The sequence below is a fragment of the Ferrovibrio terrae genome (assembly GCF_943372915.1).
In the GTDB taxonomy this organism is placed as follows: Bacteria; Pseudomonadota; Alphaproteobacteria; order Ferrovibrionales; family Ferrovibrionaceae; genus Ferrovibrio; species Ferrovibrio terrae_A.
The window spans coordinates 47907-72629 of record NZ_CALSAN010000017.1 but is presented as its reverse complement, the minus strand read 5'-3'; the positions used below and the strand labels follow the sequence as shown (position 1 = coordinate 72629).

Genomic DNA, 24723 nt, shown 5'->3' with positions numbered 1-24723 from the left:
CGCCAGCGGCGGTGTGGTCCTGTCACACGAAATCACCGCTTGATTCCTGCGGTTTGCGACAGGTGCACTCAGCTGCCCGGTTTCGCCCGCGTGACTGTCGCCGCCCCCAGCCGGTTGTTGATGTAATATTCATCACGCGGGAACAGGTCGGCATTCAGCATGGCGCCGCCGGCTTCCATCGCCACCGGCTCCCGCAGGATCGCATCGCGGAACAGGCGGTCGGCAGCAGCCGTGTCGATGCCGGCGGCGGCGAAATGGCGCCGGGTTTCGGGCAGCGCGAACAGCCGCGCCAGACGGGCATGATCCAGCTGCACCGGCTGGCGCGAGCCGATCAGCACCGGAAAGGGCTGCAGCATCGCCACATGCGGGAAGACGGCACTGAAGGTCGCCACGCTGCGCGCCGTCGGCCCCCATTGCACATAGATGCCGCCGTCATCCAGCGCCGCCAGCACCTGCTGCATGAATTCCTGCGAATAGAGCAGTCCGCTATGCGAGGATTCGGGCAGGATCGCATCGGCCTGGATCACATCATAGCGGCGATCGGCGGCGAAGATGGCGCGGCGGCCGTCCCCGACGACAAATTCATAGCGCGGATCCTTGAGCAGCCCGGCAATGGCGGAGTCAGGCTCGCGCGCGGCAAAAGCCCGCAGCACCTCGAATACCGGACCGACCAGCTCGACCACACGCACGCGCTGGGTGGCCGGATTGACGCCGGCCGCAAAGGGCGTGCCGCCGCTGCCCGAGCCGATCACCAGCACATCTTCCGGTGCGGGATGCAGCAACGGCCCGACCGCGCCGAGGAAGGCATGCTCGATCAGGAAAGGCCATTTCGACTGGGTGAAGCCCTGGATGAAAAACGGACTGGCGCTGCCGTCGCCGCTCAAGCGGAACAGCGCCAGGCCGGAGCGGTCTTCCGCCACCAGGATGTCGTGATGTTCGGCGGCCTGATGCAGCCGCGACCAGAATTGCGCATTGGTGGGAAAGGCCGCGACCACCACCGCCAGCACGGCGGCAAGCGCGGTGGCAAGGCCCGAGGCGACGGGCTGGCGTTCGCGCCAGGCCGCCAGACTCCAGTAGAACAGCAGGGCCACCGCCAGCAATGCCACCAGCTTGAGGCTGCCGGCGGTGCCGAGCCAGTGCAGCGCGGCCAGACCGGTCGCCAGGCTGCCCGCCGCGTTGCCGAGGATATTCGCCACTTGCACGGCCGCGACGCGCCAGCCGAGCCGGCTGAGATCGGTCTGCACCGCCTGCTGTGCCAGCGGGAAGGAAATCCCGAGCAGCAGCGAAGGCGGCGCCACCAGCAGCACCGTCACCACCAGCGCGATAGCCAGCGGCAGGCCGTAATGCCGGGTATTCTCGGCCGCCAGCAGGCCGTCCCACCAGTCCGCGCCGGCGAGCCAGTAGACGCCCCAGATCGAGGCAAGCGCATAGAGTGTGGCAAAGGCCTGCACGGCGAAGAACGCGGCGCGTGTATCGCGCAGTTTTTTCAGCCACACCGCACCCAGCACCATGCCCAGGCCATCGGCGAGCAGGAAGCTGCCGAGAATCGTGGCGAAGCTGTAGGCGGTGTATTGCGCGATCACGCCAGCAACCCGCACCCACAGGATTTCCAACGCGACGATGGCAAAGCCCGAGACGAAGACCAGCACGGCCCAGGTGGCGAAGCCGAAACCGCCAGTCGCGGGCGCAACCGCAGACTCTTTTTGAGGCGACGGTGCCGGTGTCGCATCGCTGCGCCACAGCACCAGGCCGATGACGGCGGCGATCAGGTTGAACAGCGCGCCGACGCGCAGGGAATTTTCATAGCCCAGCGTGCCGATCAGCCACCAGCCGCCGAGCAGCGCGCCCAGCCCGGCGCCCAGCGTGTTGAGACCGTAGAGCCAGCCGATACGCGGTGCTGCATCGGCCAGCGAGTTGATCGCCGCCTTGGCCAGCAGCGGCAGCGAGGCGCCCATCAGCATGGTGGGAATCAGGATGCCGGCGAAACAGACGGCGAAGATGCCCCAGCGATTGGGCACCAGCGGGCCGATCACCTGCACGACGAAATCGTAGAGAAATGCGCGGCTGCACAGCGCAAAAACGCCGATGCCGATTTCGCAAGCGACAAAGCCGATCAGGGCGGCGCGCATGCCGAGCCGGTCGGTGATCGCGCCAGCGGTAAGGCTGCCCAAGCCAAGCCCAAGCAGGAACGCCCCCACCACCAGGGCCGCGGTCACCGCATCAGAACCGGCGAAGAGCCCGAGCATGCGCTGCCAGACGATCTGATCGATCAGCGCAGCGAAGCCCGAGAGAAAGAAGGCGGCACATAACGCAAGAAACGAAACGCGGGCCAGAAAAGCCACCGGACGCGACGCGGCGCCCATACCGGACTGCACCATTGAGTTCCCCCGACTGTTGCAGATTTTGTACAGGGCGATGGCGGACGGACGCCAGCAGAAACACCATTTTGGGGCGGTGTGCCGGGATTTTTCTGGCGGCTGCGTCGTTGTTTCTGCCCGCCCCGGCCGTTTGTCGGCCTGGCGCCTGTCAGGGAGCGTGCATGACCCCAGCTTACACGATCGGAATCGAAGAAGAGTATTTCCTCGCTGAAACGGCCAGCAAGGCTGCAGTCTCGCGCATGCCCAAAGGGCTGATCCGGCGCGCCCGCGACCTGCTGGGTGCGCAGGTGACACCGGAGCTGCTGCAATCACAGATCGAGGTGGTGACGCCGGTCTGCGCCTCGCTGGACGAGGCACGCCAGCATCTGCGCGGCTATCGCAGCGCGCTGCATGGGCTCAGCGCGGATTTCGGGCTGCAGGTGTTTGCCGCCGGCACCCATCCGATGGCGGAATGGTCTGAGCAGACGCCAACCGACAAGCCGCGCTACGCCAAGCTGGCCAACGACCTGCAATTCCTGGCAATGCGCAACATGATGTGCGGCCTGCACATCCATGTCGAGGTGAGCGATCCGCATCTGCGCATCGACATCATGAATCGCGTGCTGCCCTTCCTGCCCACGCTGCTGGCGCTGAGCACCTCATCCCCCTTCTGGCGCAAGCGGCCCACCGGCCTGATGGGCTATCGCCTAGCCGCCTATGACGAGCTGCCGCGCACCGGCATTCCCGATTTCTTCGTCAATCTCGCCGACTACAACGCGCTGATCGATACCATGGTGTCGGCCGGCGTGATTGAAGACGCCAGTCATGTCTGGTGGGCGATCCGCCCCTCCACGCGCTTTCCCACGCTGGAACTGCGCATCGCCGATTCCTGCACCCATCTGGAAGACACGCTGTGCATCGCCGCCCTCTATCGCTGCCTGGTGCGCGCGCTGGGCCGCGTGCCGGAGCTGAACGGCATCTGGCGCAATCACACGCGGCTGCTGATCGAGGAAAACCGCTGGCGCGCCCAGCGCTACGGCACCACCGAAGGCCTGATCGACTTTGCCGACAAACGCCTGGTGCCGTTTACCGATGTGATCGAGGGCCTGCTGGCGCTGATCGCCGAGGATGCCGACGCGCTCGGCTGCGTGAGCGAAGTGCAGCATGCCCGCACGATCCTCACACGCGGCACATCGGCGGCGCAGCAGATGGCGCTGTATCGCCAGGCGCGCAACGATGGCGCCAGCCGCATCGAGGCACTGCGCCAGGTGGTCGACTGGCTGGCGCAGACAACAGCCGCCTAGCCTTTGCGAACCGGCGCGTTATAGTCGCGCCGCATGACCGATTCCGACGACCCTGTTGATGCACTGCGTCTCGACAAATGGCTGTGGCTGACCCGCTTCTGCAAGACGCGCGCGATCGCGCAGAAGCTGGCGACAAAAGGCCGTATCCGCATCAACGGCCGCCCGGTCGACAAGCCACATGCGCTGGTGCGGGTGAATGATGTCATCACCCTGCCGTTGCCGGCCGCCGTGAAGGTGCTGAAAGTGCTGAGCCTGCCGGTCCGCCGCGGCCCGGCAGTGGAAGCCCAGGCGACCTATGAACCGATCCCGTAAGACTGCGATTGACGGCCGACCGTTAGTGTACGAATAATTGACCGGAATGGGTGCCTGTGCTACCCGACGGGCCGCCGCTGCCCCATATCAGTGGCCCAAGCAGACCAACCCGCTTTTACGCCAGCTACAGACTTCCAGGGTTCCGCCGATGACCTATGTCGTGACCGAGAGTTGCATCAAGTGCAAATACATGGATTGCGTCGAGGTTTGCCCGGTCGACTGCTTCTATGTCGGCGAGAACATGCTGGTCATTAACCCCGATGAATGCATCGACTGCGGCGTCTGCGAGCCGGAATGCCCGGCCGAGGCGATCCTGCCCGATACCGACAACCGGGCGGAGCAGTGGGTCGAGATGAACCGCGACTATGCCGCCAAGTGGCCCAATATCACCCGCAAGGGCGAGGCCCCGGCCGATGCCGATGCCTGGAAGGGCGTCGAGGGCAAGTTCAAGGATCATTTCAGCCCGAACCCCGGCACCGAAGGCACCAGCAAGTAACGGGATGGCCCGGCCAGACTTTGGCCGGGACCGGCGAATTCGCCTAAGCCGCAGCCTAAAGAGCCTTATTTCTACCTTCACGCGCACCAGACCGGCCTGCGCGGCCGGTTCGTTGCTGTCATTGGGCGGCTTTTTGTGGTAGATTTATAACGATTGAATAACCCCGGCTTGCGATCCTTTGCAGCCGGGCGAACGGCTACCGGACTGCAGGGGAGGCAAGTTGCAGCTCCAGGTTGCGTTCGCGTGATCGGTTTCGACCAGAGCGCCATGGCAGCGGGTTCCCGTGAACCTGAACCGATGGCTATTCGGTCGGCCCGTCCCGGTACCGGAAGATCTATGGGTAAAGCCAAGCGCGAGGGTGGTTGCAGTGACGAAAGCCCCAGTTAAGAAGTCCGGCAAGGCGCCGGCCAAGTCTGCCGGCCAGAAAACGGCCGCACGGGCCGCATCGAGCAAGAAGCCGGCGACGGTGAAATCGGCGGCCAAGTCTGCGGCCAAGCCGGCCGCCAAGGCGCCTGCCAAGCCGGCGGCCAAGGTAACCGCAAAGCCCGCGCCCAAGGCTGCCGCCAAGCCGGCCGCAAAACCCGCGCCCAAGGCCGCTGCCAAGCCGGCGCCCGCGCCGGTGAAAACCGCCGCCAAGCCGGCCGCTGCACCGGCCAAGTCTGCCGCTGCCAAGCCGGCGACTGCGAAACCGGCCGCCAAGGCCGCCGCCAGCACCAAGCAGGCGGCGAAGGCCGCCCCTGTTGCCCCGGCCAAGCCGGTCTGGTCGAGCAAGCCGATGGCCGTATCGGCACCGCCGACCCGGCCGCTGCCGCAGCCGGTGAAGCCGGCCGCCGCCGAGCCCAAGCAGAACCAGCAGCAGAACAAGCCGATGCAGCTGAAGCCGGTGCCGGCCAAGGTGAAGATCGATTTCGCCGCCGGCGACCATGTGGTTTATCCGACCCATGGCGTGGGCAAGATTCTGCGCATCGAACGTCAGCTGATCGCCGGTTTCGAGCTTGAGCTGATGGTGGTGGAATTCGAGCGCGACAAGATGACCGTGCGCGTGCCGCTGTCGAAGGTGAATTCGGTCGGCATCCGCAAGCTCAGCTCACCGCAGAAGATGAAGTCGGCGCTGGAGACGCTCAAGGGCCGCGCCCGCGTCAAGCGCGCCATGTGGAGCCGCCGCGCCCAGGAATATGAAGCCAAGATCAATTCCGGCGATCCGGTCTCGATCGCCGAAGTGGTGCGTGACCTGCATCGCAATGCCGGCCAGCCGGACCAGAGCTATTCCGAGCGGCAGATCTATGAGTCTGCACTCGATCGCCTGGTGCGCGAACTGGCCGCGGTGGAACGGATCGACGAGGATTCGGCCGGCAAGAAGCTGGAAAAGATTCTCAAGGTCGCCTGATTCCGTTTCGTTCTGGTGTCCACACCAGGCGCGAAAAGATCACACGGCTTTTCGCTCGCATTCTTCAGCGGGTCCGGTAGCATCGGTTGCCGGACCCGTTTTTCATTGGCCGATTCGTTATCGATTTGTCCGCGCCGCTTAGCACCATTCCCGCTTCCGCCCCGCCCCTGCCGGCGGCGCCTGTTTCCGTGCCTCAAGCCGATCCGGCTTTTGCCGTGCTGCGCCATGCCCGCCGCATCTGGGCGGTTGCCGCCATCCATGCCGAAGCCGCACGCCTGAACGACGCCCATGACGAATTGGCCGCGCGCCTGCTGCCGGGCGACCGCCTGGTCTATCTCGGCAACATGATCGGCCATGGCACCGATACCATCGGCACCATGGATGCGCTGCTGGCCTTCCGGCGCGATTTCCTCTGCCTGCCCGGCGCCGAGCCGGAAGACATCGTCTATCTGCGCGGCGCGCAGGAGGAGATGTGGCGCAAGCTGCTGCAGATCCAGTTCGCGCCCGGGCCGGGCGAAGTCTTCGACTGGATGCTGCGCCATGGGCTGGCGCCGGTGCTGCAGGCTTACAATGTCGATCCGCAGCAGGCACGCGGCATCCTGCGCGAAGGCGCGCTGGGCATCAGCCGCTGGACCAACAGCTTGCGTGCGGCGATCCGCAAACATCCCGGTCATGACGACCTGTTCGGCTGTTTCCGCCGCGCGGCCTATTCCGGCGGCAACGAACTGCTGTTCGTGCATGCCGGCATCGATCCCGCCGTGCCGCTCAGTGCCCAGGCCGACCATCTGTGGTGGGGCTCGCCGGCCTTCCGCAGCTTGAGCCAGCCCTATGCCGGCTTCCGCCGGGTGGTCAGCGGCGGCAACCCGCGCGGCGAAGGCGCCCATCTCGATGCCTTCACCTGCTGCCTGGATGGCGGTGCCGGTTTTGGCGGTCCGCTCAATGTCGCCTGCTTCGGCCTGGATGGCGCCATTGTTGAAAGTTTCGCGATTTAGCCGGTAAACCAACCCCTGATGGTTGCGCCGGCTGGCCGCACCAGTAGCATGGCGCGCATGCAGACCTCCGAAATGGAGCAGCTGGTCGCAGATCTTCTCGATGACCGGCAACCGATCCTCAAGGACTATTTCGCCGCCCGTGGCGCAAGACTGGAAACGCTGGTCTGGTCCCCAACCAGTGCGGTTACCGATCATGACGTGTTGCGATTTCTGATCGGGTACTGGGACCGGCTGCGCGGCGAGGCGACCCTGCCGCTGGCCAGCGCGGTGACACCCTTCGATCTCAAGCCGGCGCTCGGCCATATCGTGCTGATCGATGTGCTGGATGACGGCTGGAATGGCCGCTTCCGCGTCTATGGCACCAAGGTGGCTGAAACCTATGGCCGCGACATGACCGGCCGGCTGCTGTCGGATATCGACGGCGGCAACTATGTCTCGATCTTCTTCCGCTCGCTGTATCGCGCCGCCTGCCTGCGCCAGGCCTCCTACTACTCGCATCATTTCCCGCCGGCCCATGTGGCGGTGGAATCCTGGCAGCGACTGGCCCTGCCGCTGGCCGGGCCCGACGGCAAGGTGTGCCGCTTCCTCGCCTGCAACATTGCCGGACCCTGGCGCCCGCCGCTGCGCCCCGGCACATCCACCACGGCCCGCACGGTACTCTGATCCGCAGGCCGCAGCGGCTGGCGGCTGTTTCACGCAGCCGTGAGTGATCCGCCTGCCGGGCACAGGCGTAGAATTGGCAGACCAGCGAGGCTGCCATGACGCCAGAACGGAGCCGACTAACCTTATTGGATGCCGAGGACGGAGCGCCTGGATCCGTTCCTGTTGCCCGTGCCGGTGTCGCCCGTGCCAGCGTCGAACGCGACAGTGTCGCGATTGACGGCGACCGTGCTTTCGTGCGCCGCGCCATGCGCCTGCCGCTGCTGTCACCCGAGCAGGAAGTCGCCCTCGCCCAGGCCTGGCGCGACCACCAGGACCAGACCGCCCTGCATAAACTGGTGGCGCCGCATATGCGCCTGGTGATCTCCACCGCCGTGCGCTTCCGCCATTACGGCCTGCCGGTCAGCGATCTGATCCAGGAAGGCAACCTCGGCCTGATGCAGGCCGCCGCGCGTTTCGAGCCGGCCCGCGAGGTGCGGTTCTCCACCTATGCCTCCTGGTGGATCCGCGCCGCGATCCAAGATTTCGTGCTGCGCAACTGGTCGATCGTGCGCACCGGCACCACGGCGGCACACAAGTCGCTGTTCTTCAACCTGCGCCGCCTGCGCGCGCGCATCGAGCGCGGCGGCCAGGATGTGCTGACACCCGAAGGACGCCGCATGCTGGCGCGCCAGCTCAATGTCAGCGAAAGCGATGTCGCCCATATGGAAGGCCGGCTGGCCGCCGGTGATCGCTCACTGAATGCGGTGATCGGCATCGATGGCGACAGCGACTGGCAGGATCTGCTGGTGGATGACCGGCCCGATCCCGAAGCCCTGTCGATGGCGCGCCATGACAGCCGCATCCAGAAACGCTGGCTGGGCGAGGCGCTGGCCGATCTGCCCGAACGCGAACGCCGCATCCTGCAGGCGCGCTTCTTCTCGGATCACACGATCACGCTGGAGCGCATCGGTGCCCATATGGGCATTTCAAAGGAGCGCGTGCGTCAGCTGGAACATCAGGCCCTGACCCGCCTGCGCCGGCGGCTGGGCGACATTCCCGGACTGCAGCCGAACTGAGCTGGCTTACTCCACCGTCTTGAAGCGTTCGCCCGGCTTGGGCTGTTCGCTGTCCTTCAGCGCATTCAGCAGCCGCAGCTGTTCGGTCGCATAAGATCCGAGCGGTGCGACCTTGGCGTAACTCTCCACCGTATCGCCGCTGCCCACCTTCACCACCTTCAGCCGCACCGGCTTCACCGCAGCGGCTTCCGCCGCGCTCAGATGCTTCAGCGTGTTGATGCTGCGCAGCGCCAGCTGGTCGATTTTGCCAAGGCCGCCCGGTGGCGCAATCACGACAAAGCGCATGATGTCGTCGGTGGGGAAGCCGACGGCGACGAACCGCACATCGGCATTGCCGCTTTTCAGCTGGATGCGCGCCGTGGCAGTGGCGGCCGGCATGCCATTCACCTTGATCGTCTCAACATTCTTCAGCGGCAGCTTGGGCACCCAGATGCGGGTGAGATAATCCTGCGCGTTGCGCGAGGCCTGCACCTTCTTCTTGTCACCCTCGATATCGAACTGGATGCGGCCGGCCGAGTTGCTGGCCACCACCGCATCACTGGCATTGGTGATCGGCCAGCCATCCGGCATGCTGAAGCCGACCCGCAGGCCGGGATGCGTGAAGGTATTGCCGCGCACCACGCCTTCCTTGGGATCGTCGCCATAGATCATGCCGTCGATGCGATCCAGATATTCGTCGCGGCGATAGACCGGGCTGTTGGGATATTCCTTCGCCGCCGCCATCGCCTCCTTCACGCGCTGCGGTCCACCCGGATGGGTGGCGAACAGATCGCTGACTCCGCCGCCGCCGCCATTGCGGCCGGCCATCTTGCCGGCCAGGTCGCCATAATTGCTCATCGACTGCAGGAAGGCAGCCTGCGCTTCGGGCGCGTAGCCAACGCGGGCCAACAGCTTCACGCCGATGGTGTCGGCTTCCAGTTCGTTCTCGCGGCTGAAGCCGGCGAGATAGAGGCCACCGCCGACACTGCCGAGCTGGCCGACCAGATCACCGGCACCGGAGCCGAGGAAGATCGAGCCCAGCACCGAGCCGATGCCAACCGCCCCCTGGGTGATGAGCGAGCGGTCGTAGCGTTTTTCCGAATGCTGCGCGATCACATGGCCGATTTCATGGCCGAGCACGCCGGCTGCCTCGGCTTCATTGTTGGCCAGCGCCAGGGTGCCGCGCGTGATGTAGACATAGCCGCCGGGCAGCGCGAAGGCATTGACGATCGGCGAATTGAGCACCGTGAAGGTGAAGCTCGACGCCGGCTGGCCCGACTGGCCGGCAATGCGCCCGGCGATGCCGGCGACATAGGCGCCGATATTGGGGTCATCATAGACGCCGCCGAACTCTTTCAGGATTTTCGGATGTTCCTGGGTGCCGAGCTTCTTGGCCTCCTCGGGCGACATGAAGATCTGCGCCGACGCCTGCGGAATCGTCATGGGGGCCGCAAACAGGCCGGCAGCAAGACAGGCGATAACGACACATCGCGACATGGTCATTGTCCTTTAAAACGCGCGGCGCGCCGCTCCACGAAGCTGGCGACACCTTCCTTAACATCCTCGCTGGCCATAAGTGCCTTCTGGGTCGGATGGAAATTTGCCACCGCCGACGCCGGGCCGGTTTCCACGGCGATGCGGGCGTTGCGCAGTGTGGCCGAGACCGCCAGCGGCGCCTGGGCGGCAATGCGTTCGGCCAGACGGATCGCCTCGTTCAGCTGGTCGCCGGGCGCGGTGACCTCCTGCACGAAGCCGAAGCGCAGCGCGGTGGCGACATCGAATTCATCGCCGGTGAGCAGGTAACGCATGGCATTGCCCCAGCCGGCACGTTCGACCATGCGGATGGTGGCGCCGCCGGTCGCCATGATGCCGCGCTTCACTTCCAGCTGGCTGAAGCGGCAGTCGCTGGCTGCCACCACCATATCGGCCGCCAGCATCAGCTCGATGCCAATGGTATAGGTGATGCCCTGCACGGCAGCGACCACCGGCTTGCTGCGGAACGGGCCGACATTGTTGCAGGGATCGATCTGGCCGGGCGCGACCAGCAGGTTGTTGTCGCCCATCAGCGGCGCCACCTTGGGCAGATCCAGGCCGGCGGTGAAATGCGGCCCCTCGGCATAGAGCACGGCGACGCGGGCCTGGGCATCGGCTTCAAAAGCCGTGTAGGCAGCGGCCAGTTCCTTCAGCATCTTGGGCGTGAAGCCGTTCAGCTTGGCCGGGCGGTTGATCCCGATCAGGGCAATCGCGCCCTCGCGCCGGGTCAGGATTTCGCCATCTGCATCAACGATCTGGGACTGCATGCTGCTCCGCCGGTTGTTCTGGGGGGTTTTCCGAGACTTTTCCACACCGCGCCGGATGCGGGCAAGGCAGGCGAGTATATAATACGCTTCATGGCAGAAGCTTGGCATTTGGGGGGAGTGGCGCGGTGCCGGATTTTGCGCTGGAACTGAGGCTGGCGGCCGATCTGGCTGACGGCCTGATCTGCGGCGTCGATGAGGCCGGCCGCGGCCCGCTGGCCGGGCCGGTGGTGGCGGCCGCCGTGATCCTGGATCGGCGCAAGCGGCCCCGTGGCCTGGATGACTCCAAGAAACTGACGGCCGCCGAGCGCGAGGCGCTGTTCGCCCGCCTGTTCGACTATGCCCGCGACGGCCATGCCCATATCGGCATCGGCGCCGCATCGGTAGCCGAGATCGGCCGGCTCAACATCTTCCACGCCACCATGCTGGCGATGCAGCGGGCGGTGACAGCCCTGCGCATTGTGCCGGCCCATGCGCTGATCGATGGCCCGCATTGCCCGAAGCAGCTCTGCTGCCCCGCCACCGGCGTGGTGGACGGCGATGCGCTCAGCCTGTCGATCGCCGCCGCCTCGATCGTGGCCAAGGTGGTGCGCGACCGCGCCATGGCCAAACTGCACCTGCGCTATCCGGCCTATGGCTGGGACCGAAACAAGGGTTATGGCACCGCCGCGCATCAGGCCGGACTGAAAACCGCCGGTGTCACAAAACACCACCGACTAGGTTTTGCGCCTATCAGGGAGCAGCTGACTCTACATCTGGTGTGATAACAAAGATTCACCATTTAAGGATTTGATTAACCTAATAGAATCTATGACTTGCGGGTCTTTTAGGGGATGATCCGCAGATGGCGCCGACGTTTATTGATCCGACCAGCAAGTCCCGCAACAAACCGGGGCTGCGTAAAGGCCATCTCAGCCTGGTCGGCACCAGCCCGGATGCGAGCCGCACCGCAACCGCCACGCGTGCCAAGCCTCTCATGGCCAAGCCTGCCCGCGCCGAACTGGCACAGGCCGTACCGCATCCCGACCTGCCGCTGGACAGGATCCTGCTCGGCGAATGCATCGCCCAGATGAATGCCCTGCCGGCGGAATCGATCGACTGCATTTTCGCCGACCCGCCCTACAACCTGCAGCTCACCGGCGAACTGCGCCGGCCGAATGACAGCGTGGTGGATGCGGTCGATGACGACTGGGACAAGTTCGCTTCTTTTGCCGAATACGACAAATTCTCGCAGGCCTGGCTGAAGGCGGCGCAGCGCCTGCTCAAGCCCAATGGCACCATCTGGGTGATCGGCAGCTACCACAACATCTTCCGCCTTGGCGCCCAGCTGCAGGATCTCGGCTTCTGGATGTTGAACGACGTGGTGTGGCGCAAGACCAACCCGATGCCGAATTTCCGCGGCAAGCGCTTCACCAATGCGCATGAGACGCTGATCTGGTGCAGCAAGGACCAGAATGCGCGCGGCTACACCTTCAACTACGACGCCATGAAGGCGCTGAACGAAGACCTGCAGATGCGCTCCGACTGGCTGATCCCGATCTGCTCGGGCGGCGAACGCCTGCGCGGCGACTCTGGGGCCAAGACACATCCGACGCAAAAGCCCGAAGCCCTGCTGCATCGCGTGATCATCGCCTCCACCAAGCCGGGCGATGTGATCCTCGATCCTTTCTTCGGCTCTGGCACCACCGGCGCCGTGGCCAAGCGGCTCGGCCGTCGCTTCATCGGTATCGAACGCGAAACTACCTATGCCAAGGCCGCCGAGCGCCGCATCGCTACCGTGCAGCCGGCCGCGCATGACGATGTCGAGACCATGCGTTCGAAGAAAGACGAACCGCGCATCCCCTTCGGCTGGGTGGTCGAACGCGGCCTGCTGCAGCCCGGCACCGTGCTGTTCGATCAGTCGCGGCGGTTTTCCGCCAAGGTTCGCGCCGATGGCAGCCTTGCCACCCGCGATGCCAGCGGCTCGATCCACAAGATGGGCGCCCATGTGATGGGGGCGAGCGCCTGCAACGGCTGGACCTTCTGGCATATCGAGGTCGAGGGCCAGCTCAAGCCGATCGACATTCTGCGCCAGAAGCTGCGCGCAGAACTGGGCTGACCACCCGTTTCGCGAGTCTTCCGCCCGGCGTTTTCCACATCAAAATCCCACGCGTTGCGCGGCTTCGTGCTGGCCTGATTCGCCATGCGGGTGATACCCTGCGCAGTGCCGCTTGGGTCGGAAGCCGGCAACTGGGGACAGGGCGTGAAGGATCAGCAAACCGCATCTGCTGCATTGCTGCAGCGGCTGAGTGAGGACGACGAATCGCTGCTCGACAGCCGCGATCCGAAAATCGATTCCATGCTGATCGAGCGGCTGTACCAGAGCAGCTTTGCCACCCGCTATGTGCCGATCCCGATGCTGTTCGGCGCCTTCGTGATCTACCAGGATTATCTGACCTGGTGGCATATTGCCGGCATCGGCCTGCTCTATGCCGCTGGCACGCTGTATCTCGACCGCCTGCGCGACGCCTATACCGAAAGCGGCGGCTACGACACCACCACCGACTGGGGCATGCGTTTTGCCATCGGCTGCGGCGCCACCGGTTTAAGCTGGGGCCTGGTCGGCTGGTTCGGCTATCCGCCCGGCGACTTTGCGCTGCAGGCGCTGCTCTGCGTGGCCTGGGCCGGCCTGACCACCAGCAGCCTTAACACCCGGGCGATGCATCTGCCGTCCTTCTACGCCTTCATCATCGGCATCTCGGTGCCGTTCTTCGCGCGCGGCTTCCTGTTCGGCGAGCCGAGCACCGTGGGCATGGCCTTCTTCGGCACCATCCTGCTGGCGGCGCAATGCTTCTGCGCCCAGGTCAACAACCGCCGTGAACGCCTGTCTGCCGCGCTGCGCCTGCGCAATGCCGAACTGATCGGCGAGATCGATCGCGCCCGCCATGCCGCCGAAACCAGCCATGCCGAACTGGAAAGCGCCCATCACATGGTGCTGGCCGATATGGCGACGCTGCAGCGCATCACCCAGACCGGTTCCTGGCACTGGCAGGCACCCGATGGCGAGGTGGCCTGGAGCGACCAGTTCTACCGTCTGCTCGGCCTGGCACCGCAATCCTGCCCGGCCGCCCTGGCCGCCTGGCTCGACTGCGTGCATCCCGATGACCGCGAGATCGTGCGCGCCCATTACCAGCGCCTGCGCCATGGCGCCGCGCGTGATTCCGTCAGCTTCCGCGTGGCCGGCGAAACCGCGAAGCCGCGCTGGCTGCAGTCGATTGCCGAAAGCGAACGCGCCGCCGATGGCAGCGTTGCCTGGATTCGCGGCCTGCTGCGCCACGAACCGGATTAGTCGACGGCGAAGACCTTCAGCAGCACCTGATCGGGCGTGCGTTCGCCCAGGCCGACATGCAAGCGATGCACCAGCCATTGCAGATCGGGCGCCGCGGTCTCGAACCGCATCGCCGTGCGCATGTAATAAGCCGATGGATCGACACGCTCGCCGCGTGCCAGCTTCGCCATCACCTCGGCCGGGCCGATGCGCAGGCCGCGGCTCCACACTTCCACCTGCGCGCCCCCGCCTAGAGAATTAGCGTCGAGCTTCAGCATGTAGCGCGCATCGAGATCGGCCAGCCCATCGGGTCGTAAGGTTTGCCAATCTGCACCGCCGGACAAAATCATACCCGTAAGCTTCCCGCTGACCTTGCCACCGGTGATCGGCACGCAGCGACGCTCGCCGCTCGCATCCCTGCCGATGCTCTGCGGTACGCCGACATCGACGGCCAGCGAAAAGACTTCTGTCAGCATGTTTCCTCCAGTTTCTTTTATGAGCCGCGCAGTTTTTCGACCACCTGCGTCAGCTGTTTATGCAAAGCCTCGGTCAGCGTGACACCGAGACGTTTCTTCAGCGCCGCCTGTGCCTTTTGCCACAGCGGAACTGCACGGAGGAAAAGCCTGCGGCCTTCCGGCGTCAGCCGCACCACACGGCGGCGGCGATCATCGGCGGCCGTATCCTGCAGCACCAGGCCGCGCCGTTCCAGCAGACGCAGATTGCGGGTCAGCGTGGTGGCATCGACGCCGATCAGTTGCGCCAGCGCCGCCATGGAGAGACCGTCTTCCTGATAGAGCGAGGCCAGCGTGGCGAATTGCGGCATGGTGAGATCGACCTCTGCCATGAAAGCGTTATAGGCCTGCATGCTGAGCCGGGTGGCCGCATGCAGGCGCAAAACCGTGCAGCCCTCCTCCATCAACTGGCGGAAAGCCGCGGACTCCAGCACAGAATCGGTTTTGCGGGCCATCCTCTCTAGATAGCCGGCTTCGCCTGCCCTTGCAAATTGGGCAGCGCCATCTTATCTGTAGCTGCAATATCTGTATATACATCTATTATCTGCCACTTTATTCCTCTTGGGGAGAACCGCCATGCGCGAAGTCGTCATCACCGGACTGGGACTGGTCACGCCGCTGGGCGTCGGCGTCGAAACCAACTGGCAACGGCTGACCGCGGGCCTGTCCGGCCTGCGCCGCATCACCGGCTTCGATACGTCTGACCTGCCGGCCAAAGTGGCCGGCATCGTGCCGGATATCCAGGATGATGCGCAGGGCTTCGATCCCGACAGCGCGGCGCCGGCGAAAGACCGCCGCAAGATGGACCGCTTCATCCAGTTCGCGCTGACTGCGGCGGGCGAGGCGATGAAACAGGCCGGCCTGACCCTGGCCGATGCCGCCGCGCGCACGCGTGCTGGCTGCATCATCGCCACCGGCATCGGCGGCTTCCCGGCGATTGCCGAGGCCACCCGCACGGTGGAGCGCGCCGGGCCGCGCAAGCTTTCGCCCTTCGTGATCCCCTCCTTCCTCGGCAACCTGGCCGCCGGCCATGTCTCGATCCGCCACGGGCTGGAAGGCCCGCTGGGCTGCCCGGTGACCGCCTGCGCTGCCGGTGCCCAGGCGATCGGTGACGCCGCACGCATGATCCGCAGCCATGAGGCCGATGTGATGGTGGCCGGCGGCACCGAGGCCTGCATCGACCGCGTCAGCATCGCCGGCTTTGCCGCCGCCCGTGCGCTGGCGACGGCGCATAACGACGACCCAGCCCTGGCCTCGCGTCCGTTCGATGCCAATCGCGACGGTTTCGTGATGGGCGAAGGCGCCGGCATCCTGGTGCTGGAATCGCTGGAGCATGCAAAAGCGCGCGGCGCGCAGATTCTCGGCCGCGTGCTGGGCTATGGCACCAGCGGCGATGCGCATCACATCACCGCGCCGCCGGAGGATGGCAACGGCGCCAAACGCGCCATGCAGATCGCCCTAGAGATGGCCGGGCTGACTACCGACCAGATCGGCTACATCAACGCCCATGCGACGGCGACACCGGTCGGCGATGCTGCCGAGATTTCCGCAGTGAAAAGCCTGTTCGGCAACCACATCGCCCAGCTTGCCATGTCGTCCACCAAATCGGCGATCGGGCATCTGCTGGGTGCGGCGGGCGCGGTGGAGGCGATCTATGCCCTGCTGGCGGTGCGCAGCGGCCTGCTGCCACCGACCCGCAATCTCGATCAGACCGATCCGGCCTGCGCCGGCATCGATCTGGTGCCGCATCAGGCCAAGGCGAAGGCCATCGACTATGCGATGTCGAATGCGTTTGGCTTCGGCGGCGTCAATGCCGCGGTAATTGTGGGGCGCTAGGAAGTCGCCCTCTTCACCAGCCTCCGGTGGTGATAGAAGCAACTCACTGGCTAAAAGACAGCCATTTCCGGCCCATGGCGCACCCAGTGAACGAAACTAGTCATGGCATTTTGCGTGCGGCTGTTTAAGTTGCTCTGATCTTTCGCCACCGCATCAGGGCCGCATGAACAAACCTGACGGGGTATCCCCAGCCCTGCTCAAACGGTTGATCCACGAGACAGACGCAACACCCAGACCGGCGGATCGCCCCCTCATCGAGGCCGTGATCGCGGAGCGGCTGTATCGATTGAGCCGCCCGACGCGATACATGGCGTTCCTGTTCATGGCCGGCCTGTTCGCCGCCTTCTGGAACAGCCTGCACATCTGGCAGATGGCGCTCACCTTCGGGCTCAACCTTGGCGGCACGCTGTGGTTCGACCAGCTGCGGCGCGGCTTCGCCGCACGTCCTGACCCTTTCGCGGCAGCCAGTTCCTGGACCAATCGCTTCGCCCTCGCATCGGCAGTCACCGGTGCCGGCTGGGGCCTGCTCGGCTGGTTCAGCTTCGTGCCCAACGATTTCGAATCGCAGATCACGCTCGGCTTTGCGCTTTGCGGGCTGATCACACTGAGCGTGCTGACCCGCAGCGTGCATCTGCCATCCTATTACACATTCATGATCACGACCCTCGCACCGCCACTGATCCGCTGTCTGGTGGAAGGTAGCGCCGGCGCATTGACGATTGCCTTCTGCGGCCTGGTTTTTGCGACTTTCACCTCGATCTGGAGCCACAACGCGCATGACAAGGAACTGCGCTCGGCCGCCCTGCGGCTGCGCAATGCCGAGCTGTTGCAGGAGGTCGACCAGGCCCGCAAGATGGCGGAGGCCGCACGCGATGTGGCGGAAGAGAATTATCGCCGCACCCTCGACTCACTGCAGAATGCCCAGCGCATCGGCAATGTCGGCAACTGGGACTGGGATGCGAAACGCAACGCGACCTTCTGGTCGGACCAGTTCTACCGCCTGATCGGCCTGGCGCCCGGCGCCATCCCGGCAAGCACGCAAGCCTTGCTGGACCGCGTCCATCCCGACGACCGCGACAGGCTGGCATACAGCATCAAGGCTGCACGCGATGACTCGGCGCAAACCACGGTGGAGTTCCGCGTTCCCATCCCCGGCGGAGAGCCCCGCATCCTGCTCGCCGTCAACGAGACGGTGCGCGACCGCGATGGAGAAATCCTCCGCGTCGCCGGCACGCTGCGCGATGTGACCCGGCAGCGCAGTTATGAAAACGCCCTGATCAAGGCAAAAGCGGAAGCCGAGCGCGCCAGCATGGCGAAGACGAACTTTCTCGGCAATCTCAGTCACGAGTTGCGCACGCCGCTCAATGCCGTGATCGGCTTTGCCGAGATCCTGACGCTGCCGCAGCTCAGGGCCGGCAGCGGCAAGGCAGCGGAATACGGTGCGCTGATCCTGAAAAGCAGCCGCCACCTTCTGACCCTGATCGACGACCTGCTCGATATCGCCCAGATCGAGGCCGGGCATTTCGCGCTGCGGCCGGAACACCTGGATCTGGCCACGGCGATCGCTGCAGCCATCGCACAGATCCAACCCGTGCTGCAACAGACCGATTGCCAGCTGGCGCTGAGCGAGACAGGCGGCAGCGTCGTGGCCGACCGGCGGCGGCTGCAGCAGATTCTCGTCACCCTGCTGGAGGAATCGATCCGGCTGTCGCCGGCGGGCAACCGCCTGGCCCTGACAACGGCCGCGGACAATGCGGCGATGCGTATCACCCTGACCAGTCAGGCGGCTTTGCCGGCAATCTCGGGCGAGACACGGCCGCTGCACAGTTTCGAGCAGCGCGCCCCCCATCAGGCCAGCGACCTGGCCCTGCGCCTGGCCATCATGCAGGAGCTGGTCCGCCATCACGGCGGCACATTGCAGAGCGAAGCCACAACGGACGGCGGCACGGCCGTGCATCTGCGTCTGCCGGTGGCCGCCCCGGCCTGAGCCCGGCCTGAGCCCGGCCTGAACCGGGACCGCACAGCGATCAGGCGGTGATATCGACCGCGCCACCCGTGGCCGGCGCGGCAGCCGCCTGCAGGCCGGACAGCGCGCGCTCGGCCTCGCCAACCGTGCGGTCCATCTCGCCGCGGTCTTTTCGGTTGAGGCCGGGATGCAGCCCGGTCTGGCGCAGCTTGCGCATGATCTTTTTCAGCTCTTGCACCAGTTCGGCCGCTTCGCCTTTCAGGGCGGCGAGGTCGCTGCCGGCGGCGAGCGCCTGCTTCTGCTGTGTGGCGGCTTTTTCGCTATCGGCCGTAGTGCCGGCAATGGCTGGCGCAACGCCACTGCCGCTGCCGGCTTCGTTCAGCGCCTTGCCCAGCTCGCGTGCCGCATCGCGGATATCCTTGGCCACCTTGCGCGCCAGTTTCGCATCGCCGGTGGCCGCCGCCGATCCGGCCGCCAGCTTCAGCGCCTGCAGCCTGGCCTTGATCTGCGCGATCTTGCGGCGCGCCGCTTCCCGGGCCGCGTCGGTCTTCTCGGCTTTCAGGTTTTGCAGGATGTCGTCGAGCTTGCGCTCGGCATCGGTTTTCTGGCGCGGTGCCCGCAGGGCCTCCAGCGCATCGCGCGCGTCCAGCAGGGCGCGCATCGGCACGCCAATCTCCGCCCGCGCGGCGTCTCTGGCAATCTCGGCGACCATTCTGGCCCCCTCCTCTGCAATGTCTGCCACCCGGCTTCTGCCGGATAGCCGCGTCATTCTGGGCCCGCGGGGTTAACAGATCACAAAAAAAGACGGCGCATCCGGAAGGATACGCCGTTTAGTCTGGGGGGAAGGGAAATGGAAATACGCGGGTATTCAGCCTGAGGCCCTGCAGCGCCCAGGCCGGGACATCAGTGCATGACCTTCCAGCTGCCGTCGGGCTGGCGGCAGGCGGTGCCATAGCCCTGCTTGCTTTCACCGCCGACCTGGATGGTCTGCTGGAACTCGCGGCAATACTCGCCGCTGGGCGCCTGGTAGGCCGGCTGCGGCACGATGGTGCCGGCATTGCCGCTGTCGGGGTTGCGCCACGACACCTGGGTGCCGGACGGGGTGGTTTCCAGGGCGCGCTGGTTGGCGCGCTCCATATAGGTGCGATCCGCCTTGTCGAGCGACTTGCCGACTTCCGAGCCGAGCAGCGCACCGATCAGGGTGCCGGCGGCAACGCCGACCAACTGGCCGGTGCCCTTGCCGAACTGGGCGCCGGCGACGGCACCGCCGATGCCACCCAGCACGGTGCCACCGGTCTGCTTCGGGCCGCTGTCATTGGCGCAGGCGGCCACCAGGGCTGCGATACCGATTGCGGCAACCACGCTCGTATAACGGCGAGTACCAGCAAAACGATGCGAAATGGCGTTCATGGACGTCGTGATCCTTTTGGACATACCCAGAGTGGGTACGCCGGAAAATCTGAGCGGGGATTACGGCGGGATTGCGGCGGGGGTTGGGTAACTTCGCGGCACACTGTAACATCGCATGACACCGGGATTGTGCCCCGGCCTTGTCGCGATTGTTTCGCAGTCCCAAAGACTTGTTCAGACGCCAAAGAGTTCAGACCATGACCCCCGCCGCCGATCCGTTTGCCCTGTTCTCCGCCTGGCTCAAACAGGCCGAAGCCAGCGAGCCCAACGATGCCAATGCCATGGCGCTGGCCACCGCCGATACCGACGGCCTGCCCAATGTGCGCATGGTGCTGCTGAAGGATCACGACGCGCGCAGCTTTGTCTTCTACACCAATTTCGAAAGCCAGAAGGGCACCGAGCTGCTGGCCAACAAACAGGCCGCCGCCGTGTTCCACTGGAAGAGCCTGCGGCGCCAGGTGCGCATCCGCGGCGCGGTGAGCGTGGTGTCTGACTCCGAGGCCGATGCCTATTTCGCCTCGCGTCCCCGCGACAGCCGCATCGGCGCCTGGGCCTCGCAGCAGTCGCGCCCGCTGGAAGGGCGTTTCGCGCTGGAAGCCGCGGTGGCGAAATATGCCGCCAAGCATGCCATCGGCGAGGTGCCGCGGCCGCCCTACTGGTCGGGCTTCCGCATCGCGCCGAGCTATATCGAATTCTGGACCGACAAGCCCTTCCGCCTGCATGAACGCCTGGTCTATCGCCGCGCCGATGCGGCGGCGCCCTGGGCCACCGAACAGCTCTACCCGTGACCGCAGCCCACGATCCGGCGCTCAAAGCGCGGCTGATGCGCCGCGCCACCTATGCCTCGGTGCTGGTGGTCCTGCTGCTGGTGGCGGCCAAACTGGCAGCCTGGCTGCAGACCGAATCCGTTGCCCTGCTGGCATCGCTGGTCGACAGCCTGCTCGATGGCGTGGCCTCGGCCATCAATCTGCTCGCGGTGCGCCACGCGCTGACGCCGGCCGATGACGAGCATCGCTTCGGCCATGGCAAGGCCGAGGCGCTCGCCGGTCTGGGCCAGGGTGCGCTGGTGGCCGGCTCGGCGCTGTATCTGTTCATCACCGGCATCCAGCATCTGGTGACGCCGCAGCCGATCGGCAGCAGCCCTGCCGGCATTGCCGTGATGGTGCTGTCGATCCTGCTGACCGGCGGCCTGATCCTGTACCAGCGCCACATCGTGCGGCAGACCGGCTCGCTCGCCATCGCAGCCGACCGGTTGCACTATGTCGGCGATCTGGCCACCAACCTGACCGTGATCCTGGCCCTGCTGCTGGCCAGCCAGCCCGACTATGTCTGGGTCGATGCCGCCGCTGCGCTGGTCGTCGCCGCCATCATCGTGAAAAGCGCCATCGACATCGTGCGCGGGGCGCTCGACAACCTGATGGACCGCGAGCTGGCCGATGCCGACCGCGAGCGCGTCCTTGCCGTGGTGCGTCGCCACGAAAAGGCCCGCGCCCTGCATGACCTGCGCACGCGCCAGGCCGGCACCCAGGTTTTCATCCAGTTTCATCTCGAACTCGACCCGGAGATCAGTCTGCGTGAGGCGCATCGCATTTCCGACGAGATCGAGGCCGAACTGCTGACCCTGTTTCCCGGCGCCGGCATCATCATCCACCAGGACCCGGCCGGCCATGACGCGCCAGAGGCCCCCTATGTGACCGCACCGGGGGAAACGCCGCCGGAGCAGGCGCCACCCGGCCGTCCGCCGGGTTGATCCCGCCCCGCCCGCGCCGTTAAGCTGCGCGGCTGTTTCGGGATATCGGGGGAATCATGACCTGTCTGCGTCTTCTGCGCCTTGCGCCTGCCTGTGTGCTTGTCCTGCTGGCTGCCCTGCCGGCCGAGGCCGCCGCCATCGACGGACGCAGCCTGAACATTCTCTGGGTGCTGCCGTTTGCCGGCATCCTGCTCTCGATCGCCCTGATGCCGCTGTTCACCCCGCAGTTCTGGCATCACCATTACGGCAAGGTCGCCGCCTTCTGGGGCCTGTGCGTCGTCGTGCCCTTCGGCCTGCAGATCGGCGCCGGCGGCACCGCGCATGTGCTGCTGGAAGTGGCACTGCATGAATATATCCCCTTCATCATCCTGCTGTTCGCCCTGTTCACCGTAGCCGGCGGCGTGCGGCTGACCGGCAACCTGCATGGCTCGCCCAGCCTGAACACCGGCATGCTGTTCATCGGCACTGTGCTGGCCAGCTGGATGGGCACCACCGGTGCATCCATGCTGATGATCCGGCCGCTGATCCGCGCCAACGACAACCGCAAGCACAATGTGCATGTGGTGGTGTTCTTCATCTTCCTGGTCTCCAACATCGGCGGCGCGCTGACGCCGCTGGGCGATCCGCCGCTGTTCCTCGGCTTCCTCAAGGGTGTCGATTTCTTCTGGACCACCAAAGCACTGTTCATGCCGACCCTGCTGGTCGCCGTGGTGCTGCTGGGGCTGTTCTATGCCCTCGACAGCTATCTCTACAAAAAGGAAGGCATCATCGCGCCCGACCCGACGCCCGACAGCGCCATCGGCATGGAAGGCGGCATCAACCTGGTGCTGCTCGGCGCCGTGATCCTGGCCGTGCTGATGTCAGGCACCTGGAAACCCGGCGTGGAACTGAGCGTGTTTGGCGTCGGCGTGGAACTGCAGAACCTGGCGCGCGACATCCTGCTGCTGGTGATCGCCGGCCTGTCGCTGAAGCTGACCGCGCAGCAGACCCGCAGCGACAACGGCTTCACCTGGGGCCCGATCGCCGAAGTGGCCAAGCTGTTTGCCGGCATCTTCGTCACCATCATCCCGGCCATCGCCATCCTGCGTGCCGGCCCCGATGGCGCGCTCGGTGGGCTGGTCAGCCTGGCCTCCAATGCCGATGGCTCGCCGAACAACGTGATGTATTTCTGGCTGACCGGCATTCTCTCCAGCTTCCTCGACAATGCGCCGACCTATCTGGTGTTCTTCAACATGGCGAGCGGCGATGCACAGGTGCTGATGGGATCGCTGGCCACCACGCTGCTGGCGATTTCAGCCGGTGCGGTGTTCATGGGCGCCAACTCCTATATCGGCAATGCGCCGAATTTCATGGTCAAGGCGATCGCAGAAGAGATGAACGTGAAGATGCCGAGCTTCTTCGGCTATATGGCCTGGAGCTGTGCCATCCTGCTGCCATGTTTCGGGCTTGTTACCCTGCTGTTCTTCATGTTCTGACCCGGCAGGGCCCGGCAAGGGTTGCCATCGGCGGCAGCGCCCCCCCATATCGGTTGCGCGACACACGACGCGAATAACAACCGAGGGGGCGCGCCGCGATGCCAGCCAGTCTTTCAGCCGCTATTCTTACGGTGCTGGCGCTGTGCAGCTTCGCTGCACCAGCAGAGGCCGCCGCCGCCATTGATGGCGCGGGCCTGAGCCTGCTCTGGGGCCTGCCCTTTGCCGGCATCCTGCTGTCCATCGCGCTGCTGCCGCTGCTGGCGCCGTCTTTCTGGCATCATCATTACGGCAAGATCGCCGCCCTCTGGGGCCTCACCTTTCTGATTCCCTTTGCGTTGCGCGACGGCTTCGGCGCCGCCACCCATGTGGTGCTGGAAGTGGCGCTGCATGAATACCTACCCTTCACCATCCTGCTGCTGGCGCTGTTCGTGATCGCCGGCGGCGTGCGCATCATGGGCAACCTGCATGGCAGCCCCAGCCTGAATACCGGGCTGCTTGCCGCCGGCACCGTGCTGGCCAGCTGGATGGGCACCACCGGCGCCGCCATGCTGCTGATCCGGCCACTCATCCGCGCCAACGACAATCGTAAGCACAATGTGCATGTCGTCGTGTTTTTCATTTTCCTGGTCGCCAATGTCGGCGGCGCGCTGACACCGCTGGGCGATCCGCCGCTGTTCCTGGGCTTCCTCAACGGCGTGCGCTTCTTCTGGACTATGGAGGCGATGTTCACGCCCACGCTGCTGCTCGGCATGATCCTGCTGGCGCTGTTCTACGTGATCGACCGTCACTACTACATCAAGGAAGGCATCGTCCGCGATCCGACGCCCGACACCACCATCGGCATCGAGGGCGGCGTCAACATCTTCCTGCTCGCCGGCGTGATCGGCGCGGTGCTGCTGTCAGGCACCTGGGCACCGGACTGGAGCCTGTCTGTCGGCGGCGTCGAGGTGAAGCCGCAGAATCTGGCGCGCGACATCATCCTGCTCGCACTGGCCGGCCTGTCGTTGCTGATCACCAGCAAGACCACGCGCGACGGCAACGGCTTCACCTGGGAGCCGATCCTGGAAGTGGCCAAGCTGTTTGCCGGCATCTTCCTCACCATCGTGCCGGTGATCGCCATCCTGCGCGCCGGCGCCGATGGCCAGTTGCATGACCTGATCGCGCTCGCCACCGGACCCGACGGTGCACCGCGCGACGAGATGTATTTCTGGCTCACCGGCATGCTGTCGGCCTTCCTCGACAATGCGCCGACCTATCTGGTGTTCTTCCACATGGCCGGCGGCGATGCCGCCACGCTGATGGGGCCGATGGCGAGCACGCTGCTGGCGATCTCGATGGGCGCGGTCTACATGGGCGCGCTCACCTATATCGGCAATGCGCCGAATTTCATGGTCAAGGCCATCGCCGAGCAGTCGGGCGTCCGCATGCCGAGCTTTTTCGGCTACATGCTGTGGAGCTTCCCGCTGCTGCTGCTGCCGTTTGCCCTGATCACCTGGATCTGGTTCCTGTAGGGCGGCAACCGCAGGTCGTCATCGGACTTTCATTGTCGGATACCCCGAGTCGGGGTAGACTGAAGCCGATTCGGCCCCCGCTTCGGTTCTGGGCCGGATCGAGGCCGGGAACCG

23 protein-coding genes are annotated in these 24723 nt (G+C 65.3%); 16 read left to right on the top strand and 7 right to left on the bottom strand.

The features are described from left to right. Positions 1 to 68 precede the first annotated feature (68 nt). Positions 69 to 2378, bottom strand: a complete 2310-nt coding sequence (locus AAG821_RS13335) for a fused MFS/spermidine synthase (RefSeq protein ID WP_341912992.1) — start codon at positions 2376 to 2378, stop codon at positions 69 to 71. A gap of 161 nt (positions 2379 to 2539) precedes the next feature. On the opposite strand from AAG821_RS13335, the gene AAG821_RS13330 reads away from it, so the two are divergent. The 7 genes from AAG821_RS13330 to AAG821_RS13300 all read left to right on the top strand — a co-directional run bounded on the left by AAG821_RS13330 (position 2540) and on the right by AAG821_RS13300 (position 8566). After that, complete coding sequence (locus AAG821_RS13330) at positions 2540 to 3661, top strand: carboxylate-amine ligase (protein WP_341912990.1); 1122 nt, start codon at positions 2540 to 2542, stop codon at positions 3659 to 3661. Positions 3662 to 3694: 33 nt separating this feature from the next. After that, positions 3695 to 3973 (top strand): RNA-binding S4 domain-containing protein, encoded by a 279-nt coding sequence (locus AAG821_RS13325; RefSeq protein ID WP_341912989.1) that lies wholly within the window; start codon positions 3695 to 3697, stop codon positions 3971 to 3973. Positions 3974 to 4121: 148 nt separating this feature from the next. Continuing rightward, positions 4122 to 4469 carry a ferredoxin FdxA gene (fdxA, locus tag AAG821_RS13320; protein ID WP_341912988.1) on the top strand — a complete coding sequence of 116 codons (348 nt, stop codon included), beginning with the start codon at positions 4122 to 4124 and terminating at the stop codon, positions 4467 to 4469. A gap of 367 nt (positions 4470 to 4836) precedes the next feature. Then, complete coding sequence (locus AAG821_RS13315) at positions 4837 to 5856, top strand: CarD family transcriptional regulator (RefSeq protein WP_341912987.1); 1020 nt, start codon at positions 4837 to 4839, stop codon at positions 5854 to 5856. A gap of 188 nt (positions 5857 to 6044) precedes the next feature. Further along, the gene (locus tag AAG821_RS13310) at positions 6045 to 6848 is read left to right on the top strand and encodes a hypothetical protein (protein ID WP_341912986.1); all 804 of its coding nucleotides are present in this window, start codon (positions 6045 to 6047) and stop codon (positions 6846 to 6848) included. Positions 6849 to 6905: 57 nt separating this feature from the next. Next, positions 6906 to 7511: a PAS domain-containing protein gene (locus AAG821_RS13305; protein ID WP_341912985.1), complete on the top strand. Its 606-nt coding sequence runs from the start codon at positions 6906 to 6908 to the stop codon at positions 7509 to 7511. 95 nt (positions 7512 to 7606) lie between these two features. Continuing rightward, the gene (locus tag AAG821_RS13300) at positions 7607 to 8566 is read left to right on the top strand and encodes an RNA polymerase factor sigma-32 (RefSeq protein WP_341912984.1); all 960 of its coding nucleotides are present in this window, start codon (positions 7607 to 7609) and stop codon (positions 8564 to 8566) included. A gap of 6 nt (positions 8567 to 8572) precedes the next feature. Here the strand turns inward: AAG821_RS13300 and AAG821_RS13295 are convergent, their stop codons facing one another. Beyond that, a complete protein-coding gene (locus tag AAG821_RS13295) occupies positions 8573 to 9988 on the bottom strand; it encodes a M48 family metalloprotease (protein ID WP_341916305.1) in 1416 nt (471 codons plus the stop codon). A 56-nt stretch (positions 9989 to 10044) separates the two neighbouring features. Continuing rightward, positions 10045 to 10845 carry a crotonase/enoyl-CoA hydratase family protein gene (locus tag AAG821_RS13290; protein WP_341912980.1) on the bottom strand — a complete coding sequence of 267 codons (801 nt, stop codon included), beginning with the start codon at positions 10843 to 10845 and terminating at the stop codon, positions 10045 to 10047. Between the two features lie 125 nt (positions 10846 to 10970). Here AAG821_RS13290 and AAG821_RS13285 point away from each other — a divergent pair, with 125 nt between their 5' ends. From AAG821_RS13285 to AAG821_RS13275, 3 genes are all read left to right on the top strand, one after another. After that, entirely contained in the window at positions 10971 to 11606 is a 636-nt protein-coding gene (locus AAG821_RS13285; RefSeq protein ID WP_341912978.1) for a ribonuclease HII, read from the top strand. A 212-nt stretch (positions 11607 to 11818) separates the two neighbouring features. Next, a complete protein-coding gene (locus tag AAG821_RS13280) occupies positions 11819 to 12940 on the top strand; it encodes a site-specific DNA-methyltransferase (protein ID WP_341913017.1) in 1122 nt (373 codons plus the stop codon). An 84-nt stretch (positions 12941 to 13024) separates the two neighbouring features. Further along, a complete protein-coding gene (locus tag AAG821_RS13275; RefSeq protein WP_341912976.1) occupies positions 13025 to 14170 on the top strand; it encodes a PAS domain-containing protein in 1146 nt (381 codons plus the stop codon). On the opposite strand, the gene AAG821_RS13270 is transcribed toward AAG821_RS13275, so the two are convergent. Continuing rightward, positions 14167 to 14625, bottom strand: a complete 459-nt coding sequence (locus AAG821_RS13270) for a DUF3237 domain-containing protein (protein ID WP_341912974.1) — start codon at positions 14623 to 14625, stop codon at positions 14167 to 14169. The two genes, AAG821_RS13275 and AAG821_RS13270, sit on opposite strands and share 4 nt — an antisense overlap. Positions 14626 to 14642: 17 nt before the next feature. Further along, positions 14643 to 15116, bottom strand: coding sequence for a MarR family transcriptional regulator (locus AAG821_RS13265; RefSeq protein ID WP_341912972.1), 474 nt, complete (start codon positions 15114 to 15116; stop codon positions 14643 to 14645). Positions 15117 to 15237: 121 nt separating this feature from the next. Here AAG821_RS13265 and fabF point away from each other — a divergent pair, with 121 nt between their 5' ends. Next, a complete protein-coding gene (gene fabF, locus AAG821_RS13260) occupies positions 15238 to 16497 on the top strand; it encodes a beta-ketoacyl-ACP synthase II (protein WP_341912970.1) in 1260 nt (419 codons plus the stop codon). 307 nt (positions 16498 to 16804) lie between these two features. Then, positions 16805 to 18484, top strand: a complete 1680-nt coding sequence (locus tag AAG821_RS13255; protein ID WP_341912967.1) for a histidine kinase dimerization/phospho-acceptor domain-containing protein — start codon at positions 16805 to 16807, stop codon at positions 18482 to 18484. Positions 18485 to 18524: 40 nt separating this feature from the next. Here AAG821_RS13255 and AAG821_RS13250 read toward each other — a convergent pair whose 3' ends face one another. Together AAG821_RS13250 and AAG821_RS13245 are read right to left on the bottom strand one after the other, a co-directional pair. Next, positions 18525 to 19175: a hypothetical protein gene (locus tag AAG821_RS13250; RefSeq protein WP_341912965.1), complete on the bottom strand. Its 651-nt coding sequence runs from the start codon at positions 19173 to 19175 to the stop codon at positions 18525 to 18527. Positions 19176 to 19366: 191 nt separating this feature from the next. Continuing rightward, positions 19367 to 19873 carry an RT0821/Lpp0805 family surface protein gene (locus tag AAG821_RS13245; protein WP_341912963.1) on the bottom strand — a complete coding sequence of 169 codons (507 nt, stop codon included), beginning with the start codon at positions 19871 to 19873 and terminating at the stop codon, positions 19367 to 19369. Positions 19874 to 20070: 197 nt separating this feature from the next. Between AAG821_RS13245 and pdxH the strand changes: the two genes are divergently transcribed. From pdxH to AAG821_RS13225, 4 genes are all read left to right on the top strand, one after another. Beyond that, positions 20071 to 20661: a pyridoxamine 5'-phosphate oxidase gene (gene pdxH, locus AAG821_RS13240; RefSeq protein WP_341912961.1), complete on the top strand. Its 591-nt coding sequence runs from the start codon at positions 20071 to 20073 to the stop codon at positions 20659 to 20661. Next, a complete protein-coding gene (locus tag AAG821_RS13235; RefSeq protein ID WP_341912959.1) occupies positions 20658 to 21623 on the top strand; it encodes a cation diffusion facilitator family transporter in 966 nt (321 codons plus the stop codon). Before pdxH ends, AAG821_RS13235 begins: the two co-directional genes overlap by 4 nt. Before the next feature lie 56 nt (positions 21624 to 21679). After that, a complete protein-coding gene (locus AAG821_RS13230) occupies positions 21680 to 23098 on the top strand; it encodes a sodium:proton antiporter (protein ID WP_341912957.1) in 1419 nt (472 codons plus the stop codon). Positions 23099 to 23196: 98 nt separating this feature from the next. Next, a complete protein-coding gene (locus tag AAG821_RS13225) occupies positions 23197 to 24609 on the top strand; it encodes a sodium:proton antiporter (RefSeq protein WP_341912956.1) in 1413 nt (470 codons plus the stop codon). Positions 24610 to 24723 lie beyond the last annotated feature (114 nt).